Source organism: Arthrobacter zhangbolii (assembly GCF_022869865.1).
GTDB classification, from domain to species: Bacteria; Actinomycetota; Actinomycetes; order Actinomycetales; family Micrococcaceae; genus Arthrobacter_B; species Arthrobacter_B zhangbolii.
This window is the reverse complement of the sequence record NZ_CP094984.1, coordinates 585779-600151: the sequence shown is the minus strand read 5'-3', so window position 1 is coordinate 600151 and position 14373 is coordinate 585779. Positions and strand designations below refer to the sequence as shown.

The 14373-nt window shown below is 65.7% G+C and carries 12 protein-coding genes; 5 read left to right on the top strand and 7 right to left on the bottom strand.

Annotation, left to right across the window (positions count from 1 at the left end; all coding sequences use genetic code 11):
• Positions 1 to 99: 99 nt before the first annotated feature.
• The 4 genes from MUK71_RS02855 to MUK71_RS02840 all read left to right on the top strand — a co-directional run bounded on the left by MUK71_RS02855 (position 100) and on the right by MUK71_RS02840 (position 3334).
• Positions 100 to 591, top strand: coding sequence for a transporter substrate-binding domain-containing protein (locus MUK71_RS02855; protein WP_227905741.1), 492 nt, complete (start codon positions 100 to 102; stop codon positions 589 to 591).
• Positions 588 to 1586, top strand: coding sequence for a cation diffusion facilitator family transporter (locus MUK71_RS02850; RefSeq protein ID WP_227929205.1), 999 nt, complete (start codon positions 588 to 590; stop codon positions 1584 to 1586). Before MUK71_RS02855 ends, MUK71_RS02850 begins: the two co-directional genes overlap by 4 nt.
• Positions 1587 to 1759: 173 nt before the next feature.
• Positions 1760 to 2437 carry a uracil-DNA glycosylase gene (locus tag MUK71_RS02845; protein ID WP_227929239.1) on the top strand — a complete coding sequence of 226 codons (678 nt, stop codon included), beginning with the start codon at positions 1760 to 1762 and terminating at the stop codon, positions 2435 to 2437.
• A gap of 30 nt (positions 2438 to 2467) precedes the next feature.
• Complete coding sequence (locus MUK71_RS02840) at positions 2468 to 3334, top strand: siderophore-interacting protein (RefSeq protein WP_227905737.1); 867 nt, start codon at positions 2468 to 2470, stop codon at positions 3332 to 3334.
• A gap of 87 nt (positions 3335 to 3421) precedes the next feature.
• Here the strand turns inward: MUK71_RS02840 and MUK71_RS02835 are convergent, their stop codons facing one another.
• The 4 genes from MUK71_RS02835 to MUK71_RS02820 form a co-directional block, all read right to left on the bottom strand.
• A complete protein-coding gene (locus MUK71_RS02835; protein WP_244802819.1) occupies positions 3422 to 5269 on the bottom strand; it encodes a threonine/serine exporter family protein in 1848 nt (615 codons plus the stop codon).
• A gap of 66 nt (positions 5270 to 5335) precedes the next feature.
• Positions 5336 to 6409, bottom strand: a complete 1074-nt coding sequence (locus MUK71_RS02830) for a lipid II:glycine glycyltransferase FemX (RefSeq protein WP_227929207.1) — start codon at positions 6407 to 6409, stop codon at positions 5336 to 5338.
• Between the two features lie 142 nt (positions 6410 to 6551).
• Positions 6552 to 8120: an MFS transporter gene (locus MUK71_RS02825; protein ID WP_227929208.1), complete on the bottom strand. Its 1569-nt coding sequence runs from the start codon at positions 8118 to 8120 to the stop codon at positions 6552 to 6554.
• Positions 8121 to 8145: 25 nt separating this feature from the next.
• The gene (locus MUK71_RS02820; protein WP_227905733.1) at positions 8146 to 9108 is read right to left on the bottom strand and encodes a CHAD domain-containing protein; all 963 of its coding nucleotides are present in this window, start codon (positions 9106 to 9108) and stop codon (positions 8146 to 8148) included.
• Between the two features lie 202 nt (positions 9109 to 9310).
• On the opposite strand from MUK71_RS02820, the gene MUK71_RS02815 reads away from it, so the two are divergent.
• Positions 9311 to 10255, top strand: coding sequence for an aldo/keto reductase (locus MUK71_RS02815; protein WP_227905731.1), 945 nt, complete (start codon positions 9311 to 9313; stop codon positions 10253 to 10255).
• 4 nt (positions 10256 to 10259) lie between these two features.
• On the opposite strand, the gene MUK71_RS02810 is transcribed toward MUK71_RS02815, so the two are convergent.
• From MUK71_RS02810 to MUK71_RS02800, 3 genes are all read right to left on the bottom strand, one after another.
• A complete protein-coding gene (locus MUK71_RS02810; protein WP_227905729.1) occupies positions 10260 to 11183 on the bottom strand; it encodes a sugar ABC transporter permease in 924 nt (307 codons plus the stop codon).
• On the bottom strand, positions 11180 to 12796 hold the full coding sequence (locus tag MUK71_RS02805) for an ABC transporter permease subunit (RefSeq protein WP_227929209.1): 1617 nt from the start codon (positions 12794 to 12796) through the stop codon (positions 11180 to 11182). The genes MUK71_RS02810 and MUK71_RS02805 overlap by 4 nt, the downstream gene beginning before the upstream one ends.
• Before the next feature lie 111 nt (positions 12797 to 12907).
• Entirely contained in the window at positions 12908 to 14200 is a 1293-nt protein-coding gene (locus tag MUK71_RS02800; protein WP_227905723.1) for a sugar ABC transporter substrate-binding protein, read from the bottom strand.
• Positions 14201 to 14373: the final 173 nt, after the last annotated feature.

Here is a 14373-nt window from a genome sequence, read left to right as displayed (position 1 = left end):
CTGCCTACTCAGACATGCTAATTGGGAATAACAGGCTTGTCATTTAGTGCACTGCCGCGGACAAGGACGCTGTGCAGGCAACAGCGCTATGGTCAGACTATGACTCGACGCTTTCCCGGTTTTGTCTGGCTGCTGTTCCTCGCCTGCACGGTGGTGCCGTTCACGGTTTCCTGCAGTGCCCTGCCCGCGGATCCGGAGGGAACACTGGAGCGTGTTTCCGGCGGCACCCTGCGCGTGGGTGTGTCCAACGCCCCACCCTTCACGGAGGTGGACGGGGACGGGGAACCCGCCGGAAGCGAAACGGACCTGGTTCGTGACTTCGCCGCATCCGTAGACGCGGACGTGGAATTCTTCGAGTCCGGCGAGGAACACCTGATGCAGCGGCTCGCGGAAGGCGATCTTGACCTGGTCATTGGCGGCCTGAGCGATTCCAGCCCGTGGACCGACAAGGCGGCCCTCACCCGGCCCTATGCCGAAGTGACGGATGGTTACGGCAAGCAGCGCAAGCTCGTGATGGCGGCACCGCTGGGGGAAAACGCCTTCCTGGTCCGGCTGGAGGAATTCCTGGCAGAACACGGGGAGCAGCAGTGAGCACCTGGATTGGACGTACCGAACTCAACGCGGAACAGGAGAAGATCCTTCGCCGCGCCGTCCACCTCGAATGGCTCACCATTGCCATCCTTGCCGTGACGGTGACCCTGGTTTTTGCCGTTATGGGCAATTCGCAGGCGATGAAGGCCGCAGGTATCGAGGACGCACTCTCCTTCATCCCGCCGCTCGCCTTCCTGATGGGAGTGCGGATCGCCGGAAAACGCCCCAACGCGCGCTACCCGTACGGCTACCACCGCTCCATCGGCGTGGCCCATCTGGTGGCCGCCGTCGCCCTGGTCTCGATGGGCGCGTTCCTTATCTTCGACTCCGGCAGCGGCCTGCTGAAGGGGGAACACCCTCCCATCGGGACCATTGAGCTGCTCGGACAATCCGTGTGGCTTGGCTGGCTGATGATTGCAGTCATGGCGATCACCGGGGCGCCTCCCGTTTTCCTGGGCCGGGCCAAGATGAAGCTGGCCCGCGAGCTGCACAACAAGGTGCTGTATGCGGACGCCGACATGAACAAGGCGGATTGGATGACCTCGGCGGGCACCATTGTGGGCGTCGCAGGGATCGGGCTGGGATTCTGGTGGGCCGACGCCGCGGCCGCCCTGTTCATTGCGGCCAGCATCCTTCGCGACGGGCTGCGGAACATGCGCGGCGCGGTCACCGACCTGATGGACACCACCGCAACCACCTTTGACGACGACGGCCCGCATCCCCTGGGCGGAAAGGTCCGGGAGTACCTGCGCAGCCTGGACTGGGTGGGCGACGCTGGTGTCCGTGTGCGCGACGAGGGCCAGGTATTCCACGTGGAGGCATTCGTTGTGCCCCGCCGGGAGAAGGATCTGACGCTCGGACGCATCAACGCCGCCCGGGCCGGCTGCATGGACCTGGATTGGAAACTGCGGGACACAGTCATCATCCCGGTGGATTCGCTGCCTGATGAAACAGGCGGCAGCGGCAGCTTCCACCAGGCGGAGAAGGACGGGTAGGTCTACGCCGGAGTCGTGGCGGGCTGCAGGCGCCGCAGGCACGGCAATGACAGGATGGACCAGTGACCACTAACGAGCCCGCAATCAACGAGCCCCCGCTGTTCTCCTACGCGGCTCCGGCTGCGCCCGACGCTCCGATTCCCTTCGCCGCTCCGGCAGGTCTCTCCGGCCTGATGGCAGCTGACTGGGCGGAGTCGCTAAGCCCGCTCACGGAAAGATTCCATGAACTTGCCGCCGGCCTGGAATCCGACCGCGCCCTGGGCCATGAGATACTTCCGGCGCCGGAGAACGTCCTGCGGGCGTTCCAGCGCCCGATGTCCTCGGTCAAGGTCCTGATCCTGGGCCAGGACCCGTATCCCACGCCCGGACACGCCGTCGGACTCTCCTTCTCCGTGGGTGCAGGCGTTCGACCATTGCCCCGGAGCCTGAAGAACATTTTCACCGAATTGCAGACGGACCTCGGCATCTCCCCTTCCCCGTCCGGTGACCTCAGCGCCTGGGCGGACCAGGGCGTCCTGCTGCTGAACCGGGTGCTGACCGTCAGGTCCGGCGCTGCCGGGTCCCACCGCCGCCGCGGCTGGGAGGAAATCACTGAACTGGCAGTGCGTTCGCTGGCTGCCCGCCGCGGACCTGACGGCACACGGTTGCCGCTGGTTGCCGTGCTGTGGGGGCGTGATGCCCAAAGCATCAAACCCTTCCTCGACGGGGCACCTACGGTTGAATCCGCCCATCCCAGCCCCTTGTCAGCGAGCCGCGGATTCTTCGGTTCCCGGCCGTTCAGCCGGGTCAATGAGCTGCTTGCCCGGCAGGGGGCGGGGCCGGTGGACTGGCAGCTGGGCGCGGTACGGTAGTTTGCAGGCCCTTCCCTAGGAGAAACACTCATGCCCGATGCAATGTCCGCCCCGCAGGAGCAGGGACGCCCCCGGGAGGCAACGTCCCGGCCGCAGCGTCCCCTGCTGACCCTTGAGGTTCTTCGGCGCGAACAGATCAGCGAACACATGGTCAGGATCACCGCAGGCGGGCCGGGCTTCGACCGGTTCCTGCCCAACAGCTGCGCCGACGCCTACTGCAAGATCTGGTTTGGTCCTGACGGACGTCCGCTGGACGGCACGGAGGATCTGGAGACCATCCGGGCCCGGAGCGAACGTGAGCACTGGCCCGTTTCGCGCACCTACACCATCCGGCGGGTGGACCTGGACGCCCGGGAAATCAGCATTGACTTTGTGGTGCACGGTGACGAAGGGCTCGCCGGCCCCTGGGCCGCTGCGGCACAGCCCGGAGAGCCCCTGACGTTCTCCGGTCCCGGCGGAGCTTTCAACCCGGACCCCGAGGCGGACTGGTACCTGCTCGCCGCCGACGAATCCGCGCTTCCGGCCGCGGCCACCGTTTTGGAGGCACTGCCCGCACACGCCGTCGGCCAGGCGCTCCTTGAGGTGGCGGGTCCCGCTGACCGCCAGCCGATCAGCGCGCCGGCCGGTGTCGAGCTGACTTGGCTGTACCGCAACGGTGCTCCCGCGGGCCGGAGCACCGTCCTCACGGATGCCGTGGCTGCGGTCCAGTGGCGCGAAGGTACCGTGCAGGTCTTTGCCCACGGTGAGCGGGAGGCCATGAAGTCCCTCCGGGATGTACTCTTTGGCCACCGGGGCCTGGAACGGTCCCAGGTATCCCTTTCCGGTTATTGGGCTGCCGGGCGGACCGAAGACGTCTTCCAGGCCGAAAAGCGCACGCCTGTGGGCAAGATCCTCTAGGCCACGCATAACAAAAGGGCCGGGTCCGCCGTGCAGTGCACAACGGACCCGGCCCTTTGCGGTTCACCGAAGCGTCCGCGGCGGCCATTACCGGCGCCGGTTGCGCCTGTCGTTGCCATTCAGGTTGCGGGTGAAGGGGCGGCCCAGGTTATCGCCCAGGACCACACCGCCGGAGATCGCCAGGATGACGGTCAGGGCGTCGAACAGCCCCACCGCCCCCGCGTACATGTCCTCGGCGTCAATGCTCAGCCCGTACATGGACCGGAAGATCGCCAGTCCGGGGAACAGGAAAAGCACCGCCGGGACGGCCACGATCAGCTGCGGCGCACCCATCCGCAGCGCCACGATCCGTGCCACCATGCCGATGAAGATAGCGGACACGGCGGGTGTAAGCCGGGGCCCCACTCCCCCGGCTTCGGCTAGCTGGTAGACCAGGAATCCGGCCAGGCCGATCAGGACCGTGGGCAGCACCAGCGCACGCGGGGACTGTTCCACAATGCAGATGGTGGCCAGGGCAACGGCCAGGAGCAGCAGCGTCACCGGGAAGGAATACTGGGACGAGGCCACATCCGTGACATCCAGCCGGGCCATCCCGAACAGGGCCCCCATGACCAGGGCCACGGCGATCCCGGCCACCAGCGCGCCGAAGGTAAGGAACGCGGACAGGAACCGGCCGGAGGCCGTCACCGGGAACCCGTTGATGGCATCCTGGACCGCGGAGACCAGCCGCCCGGTGGGCAGCATCAGCAGGATCCCGCCGGCCACCACAATGCCCGGGGAGATTGGCACTTCCATGGACCAGAAGATCATCGCCATCGCCGTGACGACAAAACCGCTGGCCGCCGTCGTAAAGAAATCCGGCACCCGCCAGCGGCCCAGCACCCGCTGGAGCAGGCTGACCATGACGGTGCCGGCGAAGCCCACCAGCGAGGCCAGCGGACCGCCGCCGATGAAGCCGACAATCGCGGCAGCGAAGATGCCTGCAGAGAAGGTCACCGCCCAGCGCGGGAAGGGCTTGGGCCGGTGCGTGATCTCGTTGAGCCGGTTCGCCGCTTCGGCACGGCTGAGCCCGCCGTCGATAATCTCCGTCACCAGCTGGTGCACCAGGCCCAGACCGGCATAGTTGTTGGTCCAGGAGCGCACCACCCGCATGACGGTGATGGGGGTCTGGTCCTTCGGTGAATAGTTCAGCAGCACCGACTGGTTGGTGATGTCCACTTCGATGCTCTCGAGCCCGAATGCGGCGGTCACGGCGATAATGGCGGTTTCAACTTCCAGGGCACCTGCACCGTAACGGAACATGGTTTCAGCCAGGCTGAGGGCAAGGTCCAACGTCTTGCGGGCGTTGGCGTCCGTGCCCGAGCGCACCAGCGGATTGGCGTACGGGCTGCCCGCCAGCCGCTCCACAATGGACATGGCCTGGGTCGGCGGGTTCTCCCCCTGGACGAGCCGGCGCAGCATCCGCCGCGCTGCCGCCGAGGAGCGGTCGGTGCGGACCGCCGTGGAGCCGGCCGGAGCTATCCCCGAAGGAACCGTCTTCCGTGTGCGGGCGGGCCGTTTTTCACGGGGATCCGCCGTCTTCCGTCCACGCTCCGGCTTCAGCGCTTTGGCGCCGGCAGGCCGGATGACCGAGGTGGTGGGGGGCGGCGGCTTGGGCCGGGTGCTGCGCAGCGCGGCGGTGGGCATCTCTCCGGTGGGCTGGCGGCCCGGCGGTGTCGACGGCGGGGCGGGCGCCTTCGCTGCAGCGCCCAGCGATTTTGCCGCTGCGCCCTGTCCCCGGGATTCCGCTCCCGGGCCCGGCCCTTTCCCGGCCCGGGCTCCCCGCCCGGCCGGGACGCTGACTACGGGTATCAGCCCCGCAACCGGGTCCGGGTTGGGTGCCGAATCCGGCTTCGGCCCGGGCCTGCCTCGGCCCGGACCGGATGTGTTCTCCAAAGACTCACCCTTTCGCATGGTGGCCCGGGGCTCCGCCCGGTTCCTGTGTTTTGTGCTCTGCTGGTTTTAGTAGAACGGCTGCTGGTGGCGGCGCCAGTAAATCTGCCGGGCCACCTTTTCGCCGATGGTGTTCCAGATCCGGTACCGGACCGGGTCCACCACAAAGTCATAGCAACCCACAAAGTCGGTGACCGTCTTTGAGAAGCTGGTCTTGAACAGGCCCAGTCCGTGGTGCGGATGGCTCTTGTCCTTGAGCCGGTCGCTCGGCGGGGTGCCGCAGAAGTCATAGGAGGTGATGCCGCACTCGTCCTTGAGTTCGTTGATGGCCGTCCACTGGACCAGGTGCGAATCTCCGTACTGGCTGCGCTTCGGCTTGGACCCGCCGTCCTTATAGGTGCCCTTGTTTCCGTAGGCGATCACAAACGCGCCCACCGTGGGCTCGCCGTCCTCGAACGCGAAGTAGAAGCGTCCCTGTCCGGCGGCCACGAAGTTGGACCAGAAGCGGTGGTAGTACTCATAGGAGCGCAGGCGTGCGGCGGAACGGTCCTCAATATGGGCCATCAGCCGGTACATGGTCCGCATATTCTCTTCCGTGGGTTCCACCCGGCGCACATCGGCGCCTTCGCGGATAGCCCGGCGGACGGCGTTGCGGCCGCGGGAGGAAAGGTTCTTGAGCAGCTGCTCGGAGTCCGGAGAGGTGTCCAGCAGTGCCGTTGAATCGTTGGGCTGCAGGTTGAAGGTCTTGATGAACCCGGCGCCGGTGAACAGTGCCCGCACCTCCTCGCTGTCCACAATGTCCGGCTCCACCTTGATCGCAAAGACCCGCAGCCGGTTCTCCCGGATAAAGCGGACGAGCGCGTTCACCACCAGCGGCACGTCTTCGGGTGCCGCGACGTCGGGACCCTTGATCAGGTACCACAGGCTGCCCAGGCCGCGGACTCTCTTCTCGATCGCGAGCGTGTAGGTCACGTAATCGGGTCCGGTGACGGCGAGGTAGACGGGATTCCAGCCGTGGTGGGACTTCACCTCGGCGAAGGAGGCCGACTGCAGGACGTTGCCGCCCCCGGGGTTCGCCAGCACGTGTTTATCCCAATTGTCGATCTCTTCGGCAGTGGCCAGGCGTGCACTAAAATCTCGCAAAATACCTCAACTAATGGTTTGTTCACTGCATCGTTTTCGGTGCACCCACCCCGCATGCACCGGCCGCCTGTGAAGCGGCTTTCGGACCGGCTCCCAGTCTATCCGTTGCATTGCCGGCGAACCGAAACCCCGGGACCGGACCTCAGGTCGGTGCAGGCAGGAACCAGCGCACCCGGGGCTCGGCATCGGTCAGGTCCCAGGCCTCCCGGATGAGCCGGCGGTCCTCCCCCGTAGTCCTGGTCTGCTCCTGGCGCAGGTATTCCCGCCAGGTCGGCACGTCATAGATCTCCCGGAACTGCTCCTCCTCGGTGATGGAGTGCACCAGCTCCCAGTCCGTGGCTCCGGTGCGCATCCGGGTGAGGCGTACCTCATGCATCGCCAAGAGGAAGGCGTCGCTGCGGTCCGCCGGCACATCGTAGGAAATCAGGACCGTCACCGGACCGGCGTCGGGCTTCGGCTCCTCGGGAACATCCAGATGAGGGTTTGGCGCCGAGGCAACACTGCGGTCCAGTCTCCCGGTTCCCGGCAGCAGCGGCAGCACCAGCACGCTGGCCCCGGACAGGGTGAGTACGACGGCGGCAAAGGCGAGGGTGGGTGCGTAGCCGGCGCCGGTTGCCCCGGATCCCCAGAACATGGCGCCGATGGCCTGCGCGCCGGCCGAGATCATGAGGTAGACGGACAGCCCGCGGGCACGCACCCACTCGGGCAGGGTCAGCTGCATGGCGGCGTTGAGCGTGGAGAAGGTAAAGATCCAGGCGATTCCGCCCGGTACCAGCAGCAGGGCAACCGCCCAGGCCGGCCAGTAACCGGCGGCGAAGGCACCCGCGGCGAAAACCACGGAACTGATCCCCAGAAGTGCGTTGGCGCTGAAAAGCGTCCGGGCCGACGGCAGCAGCAGCACCCCCAGGATGGCTCCGGCACCCAGTGCGCCGAGCAGCAGTCCGTAACCGGTGGAGCCGAGCCCCAGGTGTCCGTTGACGGCGATGGGCAGGAGCGCAAACAGGGAGCTGGCCGGGAACATAAAGAGCCCGTTGCGCAGCAGGATCCGCCGGATCCGCGGTGCCGCCCGGATATAGCGCATGCCTGCGGCGAGCGCCTCGCGCATGTGCTCCCGTTCGGCCGAATCCTGTGCCGGTGCGCGCCAGAAATAAATGGCTGTTGCCGTGCCGATGAAGGAGAGGGCGTTAAGCCCGAAAACGAACGCCGGGCCGATCAGGGCCATCAGCAGCCCCGCGATGGCCGGGCCAACCGCACGGGCGGTGTTCACGGCCACGCTGCCCAGCGCCGCGGCGGCCTGGACCTCTTTGCGCGGCACCAGCGCCGGGGTGATGGCCTGCCAGGCCGGTGCGCTCAGTGCCATTCCGCAGCCGATCAGGAAGGTGTAGAGCAGCAGTGAATCGGGGTTCAGCAATCCCAGGGCTGCCACCACGGTGAGGGTAGCCGCAGCACCTGCGGCAAAAATGTTTGCCCCGAGGATCAGCCGGCGCCGGTTGAACGCATCCGCCAGCACCCCGGCAACCAGGCCCAGCAACAGGGACGGGGCCAGGTTGGCTGTCTGGACCAGGGACACCAGCGCCGGGTTGTCGCTGTTCTCCACCAGGAACCACTGCGCTCCCACGGTCTGCATCCAGGTGCCGATATTGGAGCCCAACTGCGCTACCCACAGGATAAGGAACATCCGCCGCCGCAGCGGCGCCCATGGCGAGTCCATCCTGATCCCTTCGTGTACCGCCCGGTCAGGGGCTGGACGGGAAGCCTTTCCAGGCATGGGCAAACCGCTCCCGCGCCGCCGCGGCGTTCGCCTGTTCCAGTGCATGCAGCCGGCCGTAGGTGAAGCCGTTTTCTCCTGCGGCGGACGCCGACGCGCCCATCCGGCGCAGGTATTGCCGGGTCACGACGCTGTCCTGGTGCTCCCCAAGGATCTTTTGGATGTGTTCCGCGGCCTCCACCATGGCTTTGGCTTCCACCGGCTGCACAGCCTCCCAGACCTCGGCCGCGTAGCGCAGTTTTTTGGCGTCCTTGCGTGCTTCGTGCAGTGCCTCTGCGTGTTCCTCGCCGCCGAGTCGGCGTGCCATCCGCACCCTTCGGTGAAGCCGTTTGCGGTCGTGGCGGATCATGGCGGCAGCCGCCGTCCCGGCCGGCTCCTCTGCGGTTCCGTTCCAGGGTGGCCCGTCCACCAGCGCCTCCACGCCGTCCAGGAGGCGGAAATACCGTTCCGAGTCCAGCGCCTCAATGACAAGCCCGTAGGCCTGGCGGTAGTCATGCAGCAGTTCTTCATCCACCCGGGCGCTCACCGGACCCATCACCAGGTCCTCCGGCTCACCGGCAATCAGCTCCTTCAGCCGGTGCCGCATCACCTGGGCGTCCCGGGCCTCGCCGAGGACTCCCGCCAGCCAGCGGAGTTCACCGCGCAGCGAGCGCGCGGGTTCGGGCTGCATCGTGGAGCGGTAACTCGAGAGTGCCGAACGGAGCCGGCGGGTGGCAACCCGCATCTTGTGCACCCCGTCCGCGTCATTCCGGCGCACCCGCGGTTCGTGGTGCAGAAGTTCCCGGTACTGTCCGCGCAGGTACTGCACCAGCAGTGCGCCCACCGGCCCGTCGGCGGTGGGAGGTTCTGGTTCCCTGCCGGCAGGGGCTCCCCTTGCGGGTTCCGTGTCCGGTCCGGGTTCCCCGGGTGTGGTACCTGCTTGGGTGACCATGTGGGCAAGTATAGGACTGCAGCGGCCGCATCAGGGAGCCCCCGGGCGTCCCCGGGCCCTACCTTTGTCCAGGCGGCCCCGGGCCTATCCTGCCCGGGGTGTCACGGGTAGCATCACCGGTTAGTGGACCGCGGAGACAATCTGGGCGGAGGCTTGGCCGATGACTGCGATGACGTACGCCAGACTGGGCAGATCGGGAGCGATGGTCTCTGCCATTGGGCTGGGCTGCCTGAGCTTCGGGGACCCTGGCCGGGGCGCCCATAACTGGACTCTGCGCGAGGATGAGGCCACGTCCCTGCTGCGGCACGCCGTGGAGCTGGGCATCAATTTCTTCGATACGGCCAACGTTTACTCGGCCGGGCACAGCGAGGAGATCCTGGGTGCTGCCGTCGCCGAATACTGCCGCCGGGACGAGGTGGTGATTGCCACCAAGGTCCACGGCGAAATGGGCCCGGGGCCCAATGAGTGGGGCCTGTCCCGGAAACACATCATCTGGCAGGTGGAACAGAGTCTGCGGCGGCTGGGTACGGACTACATCGACCTGTACCAGGTACACCGCTGGGACGGGAACACCCCGCTGGAAGAGACGCTTCAGACCCTGGACCAGCTGGTCCGGGACGGCAAGGTGCGGTATCTGGGCGCCTCGTCGATGTATGCCTGGCAGTTCGCGAAGGCACTGTTCCTCCAGGAGCAGCACGGCTGGGCTCCCTTTGTCACCATGCAGGATCACTACAACCTCCTGTACCGGGAGGAGGAACGGGAAATGCTGCCGCTGTGTGCGGACCGCGGGATCGGTGCCCTGCCCTATTCCCCGCTTGCCCGCGGCCGGCTGGCCCGCCCGTGGGGCGCCCGGACGGCCCGGCAGGATTTCGATGAGCAGGGTTATGAGCTCTATCGCGGCAACGAGGAGACCGACCGCCGCATCGTGGACGCGGTCGGCAACGTGGCCGAGGGACTCGGCGCCACCCGTGCCCAGGTGGCCCTGGCCTGGGTCCTGGCCAACCCGGTGGTCACCGCCCCGCTGATCGGCGCCACCGCCGCCGCCCACCTGGACGAGAACATCAAGGCCCTCGAGATCCGGTTCACCGAGGAGGAATACGCGGTCCTTGAAGAGGCCTACCGGCCCCGGCCCGTGGTTGGCTTCTGACCGCTCAGCCCTTGACCGACCCGGCAATCAGCCCGGAGGTGATGTAGCGCTGCAGGAACAGGAACAGCGCCATCACCGGCAGCGCCGCCAGTACCGCACCGGCGGAGAACACTCCCCAGGTCCGGGACTGGTTGTCACCCACAAAGGAATACAGTCCGACGGCGAGGGTCTGGGTATCCGGGTCATTGAGCACGATGGAGGCGATCAGGAACTCGCCGGTGGCCGTGATGAAGGACAGCAGTCCGACGATGGCCAGGATGGGAGTGACCAGGCGAAGGATGATGGTGAAGAAGATCTGGATGTGGCTTGCGCCGTCAATCCGTGCTGCTTCGTCCAGGGACACCGGCACCGTGTTAAAGAACCCGTACATCAGGTACGTGTTTACCCCCAGCGCGCCGCCCAGATAGACCATGATCAGCCCGATCTGGCTGCCCAGGCCGAGCCAGGGAACGACGTCGGAAATGCCGCTGAGCAGCAGGAAGATCGCGACGACGCCCAGCATCTGCGGGAACATCTGCAGCAGCATCAGGCTCAGCAGGCCCATCCGTCGGCCCCGGAAGCGCATTCGGGAGAAGGAATACGCAGCCAGGGCGCCGAGGAAGACGGTGCCAATGCTGGTGACCAGTCCAATAACGAGGGTGTTCAGGAACCATTTGGCGAACGGCTTCTGCGGGTCGGAGAACAGGGCGGAGAAGTTATCGAGGGAGACCGTCGAGAAAAGCCCGTTGGTGGAAACCAGCGTTCCGGTGGGGCTGAGGGCGGCGGACAGCACGTAGACCAGCGGCAGCAGCGCAAAGGCGCCAATCACCAGGCCCACCAGGTGCCGCCATCCCTTCTCCTTCAGCCATGCCCCGGCTGATGCGCGCTTCGCCGGCGCAGGCTCGGCGGGGCGTGCCGGTGACTTGCGGAGCGTCTGCAGGTTTGTCATGAGTTCACTTCTTCCAGTGCCTTGGTCTGCCGGAAACTGATCGCGGAAATGATGGCCACAATGATGAAGATCAGCACGGCCAGCGCACTTGCCAGGCCGTAGTCGCGTCCGGTGCCCTGCCCGAAGGCGACCTTGTAGACAAGCGTGATCAGCAGGTCGGTGGCGCCGATATCCATGGACGTATCCTCAAAGCGCGGCCCGCCGCCGGTGAGCATAAAGATCACATTGAAGTTGTTGAAGTTGAAGGCGAAGGTTGAAATCAGCAGCGGCGCCGTCGAAACCAGCAGCAGCGGCAGTTTGATGGAGCGGAAAATGCGCCAGGCCGAGGCGCCGTCCATACGGGCGGCCTCGTTGACTTCCTCCGGCAGCGACTGCAGGGCGCCGGTGCACACCAGGAACATGTAGGGGAACCCCAGCCAGGTGTTGACCAGCAGCACGCTTGCCTTGGCCAGCCAGGGGTCGCTGAGCCAGGGAATGTCGGCCCCGCCGAAGAACGTGTTGTTGATGAACCCGAAGTCCTGGTTCATCATTCCGGACCAGACGAGCCCGGCAAGGAACGCCGGAAACGCGTAGGGCAGGATCATGATGGTTCGGTAGATCCGCTTTCCGCGCAGGGTTGCGTGGTTGAAGGTAACTGCCAGGAACAGCCCCAGCCCGAAGCACAGCAGCACGGACATCACGGCGAAGGTAAAGGTCCAGATGATGACGGCAACCAGCGGGCCGCGGAGGTCCGGGTCGCTGAAGGCATGCGCAAAGTTGTCGAACCCGACGTTGATCTTCCAACCGGTGGGCAGCCGCTCGCCGTCTTCCGCTACAAAGGCTCCTTCGCCGATGTCGGAGTAGACCTTTCCGTTCTCGGAGTCGGTAAAGGTGCCGGCTGCCTCGTCGTAAACGAGGGACGGTTTGAAGACATAGGCCGTCGCACCGTCGGACGTTTTGAGCGTGCCGTCGTCCAGGTCCTCGGAGAACGGAACGGTGAGCGCCAGGATTTCGTCCTGCCGCTGCAGCAGGTCGGAGAACTGCAGGGTTTCATACCCGTCGACGGCCACGGCCTTGCCGGAGGCATCCTTCTCCGCAGTGACTTCCTCAAGAGGCTCATCCACACTGCCAAGTTCGGCAGTTCCTTCCGGATCCGTTGCCAGCAGTGACAGCGTCCCGCCCTTTTCCACCACGGTAATCCGGTAGGAGGGGGAATCGGGCACGCGTTTCTGCGCGGTCATCTGGATTGCCGACACGGCATCGGCCTTGGTGCTGTTGTGTCCGTCGCCGTAGTTGGTGAAGGCGACATACCCGCTGTAGGCCACCACGAAAACCTGGAATACGGCCAGGAAAAGGACACCCGGGGCCAGGTATTTAGCGGGCAGGCCTCCGCGCCGCAGGTAGATCCAGTTGATCAGCAGGGTGACCAGGGCTGCCACGGTCAGGACCGCCCATTTTTCATTCAGGAACAGCGCTATCAGCACATAAACGGCAAAGGCATCGGTGATGCCGAGCAGAATAATCTTGGCCAGTGTGCCGCCCAGCGAATCGCTCCGTGCCGCGCGTCCGGGCCGCGGTGCATGTCCGGCGCCGGGGCCGGTTGTGTTCACCGGCGTATCCAGCTGATCAACCATCTTGTTCTCCTTGAACGGGCGGCGAACCGGGGCGCGGCATGTCACCGCGCCCCGGTCCGCGCCGGACGGCGGCTCTGCGCCGCCGGTTAGTGCAGGTTGGCCCGCGCCTACCTACTTGCTGATCTTGGACTGAACGTTGGAGACCATGGTGGCCCAGGAGTCAGCAGGGTCGCCCTGGCCCTTGATCAGGGCCAGCTCCGTGCCGCCCCAATCCGCCCAGACCTGTTCCATTTCCGGAATCGCGGGCATCGGCACGCCGTTGATGCCGATCTCGCCAAAGGCTGCCACGACGGGATCAGAGGCGGCCTTGTCGAAGGACGCGGTGAGGGCCGGTGGCCGTCCGCCGGCCTTGAACATTTCGTCCTGTACTGCCTCGGTGCTCAGGTAGTTGAGGGCAAACTCGTTGGCGGCCAGGGCGTTCTGGCTCTTGGCGCTGATGAAGAAGCCGTTGACGCCCACGAAGGGCTGGGCCGGGTTCGGGCCGGCGGTGGGGATCGGATCCACTACCAGGTTGATGCCTGCTTCTTCGGCATCCGGAACGTTCCAGGGGCCGGTCAGGAAGTACGGGGACGCTCCGGCGCTGAACTTTTCCTTGGCAATGTCCGGCGTGATGCTGGAGTTGAGGATGCCGTCGCCGGCCTCGCCCCACTGCTTCAGCTTTGCCGCGAACTCGGCGCCGCCCGGGTTGCCCAGCTCGAGCTTGGTGGCGTCGTAGCTGCCGCTCTCATCCGTGCCGAAAACGGGTGCTCCGAGCGAAGTCTGGAACGGGTAGAGGTGGTACGGATCGCCCTGCTTGGGGTCCAGGCCCACCAGGAACGGGAACTCGGCCTTGCCCTCGGCGACGGCCTGCTTGCCGTTGGCGATCACTTCGTCCATGGTCTCGGCAGGTTCCGGCACGAGGTCCGCGTTGCGCAGCAGACCGATGTTTTCAATCGAGTACGGAACGCCGTAAGTGCTGCCTTCATACGTCATGGCCTGGACGGCGGTCTCCTGGAACTTGTCGGCGTTGTCACCGAGTTCGATCGGAGCAATCACGCCGTTCTGCACAAACTTTCCAACCCAGTCATGCGGACCCACAATCAGGTCCGGTCCCTTGCCGGTGGGCACCTGGGTGATGAAGTCATCCGAAACCTGCTGGAAGTCCTTGGTGACCAGCTTGACTTCGATTCCGGTATCTTCCTTGAACTTGGCGGTGACGTCGGTCAGCGCCGGGGAGCGTTCCGCGTCCACCCACATCGTCAGCGTGGTGGCTCCGCCCGAGGCAAGATCTTTGGCATCGGACTCGGAGTCGGCAGCGTCGCCGCCTCCGCAGGCCGAGAGGACAAGAGCAGCGGTGACCGACACGGCACCGAGAGCAAAAGTACGGCGGCGGATGGCCGGCGTACCCGTTGTGTGCACCTTCATTGGTGAACCTCTTCTGTTTGGACCCCGGTAAAGGGGAAATGATCGCTGCCGCGAAAAAGCACGGGACCCTGCCCGGGCACTGCGGATGCGAGCTACGACACAGGTCAGTGTAAGCGCGTGCACACAATCCGTCCAACACCTGCATTTTTTCCGCTGAGAATGCATCAGCATGC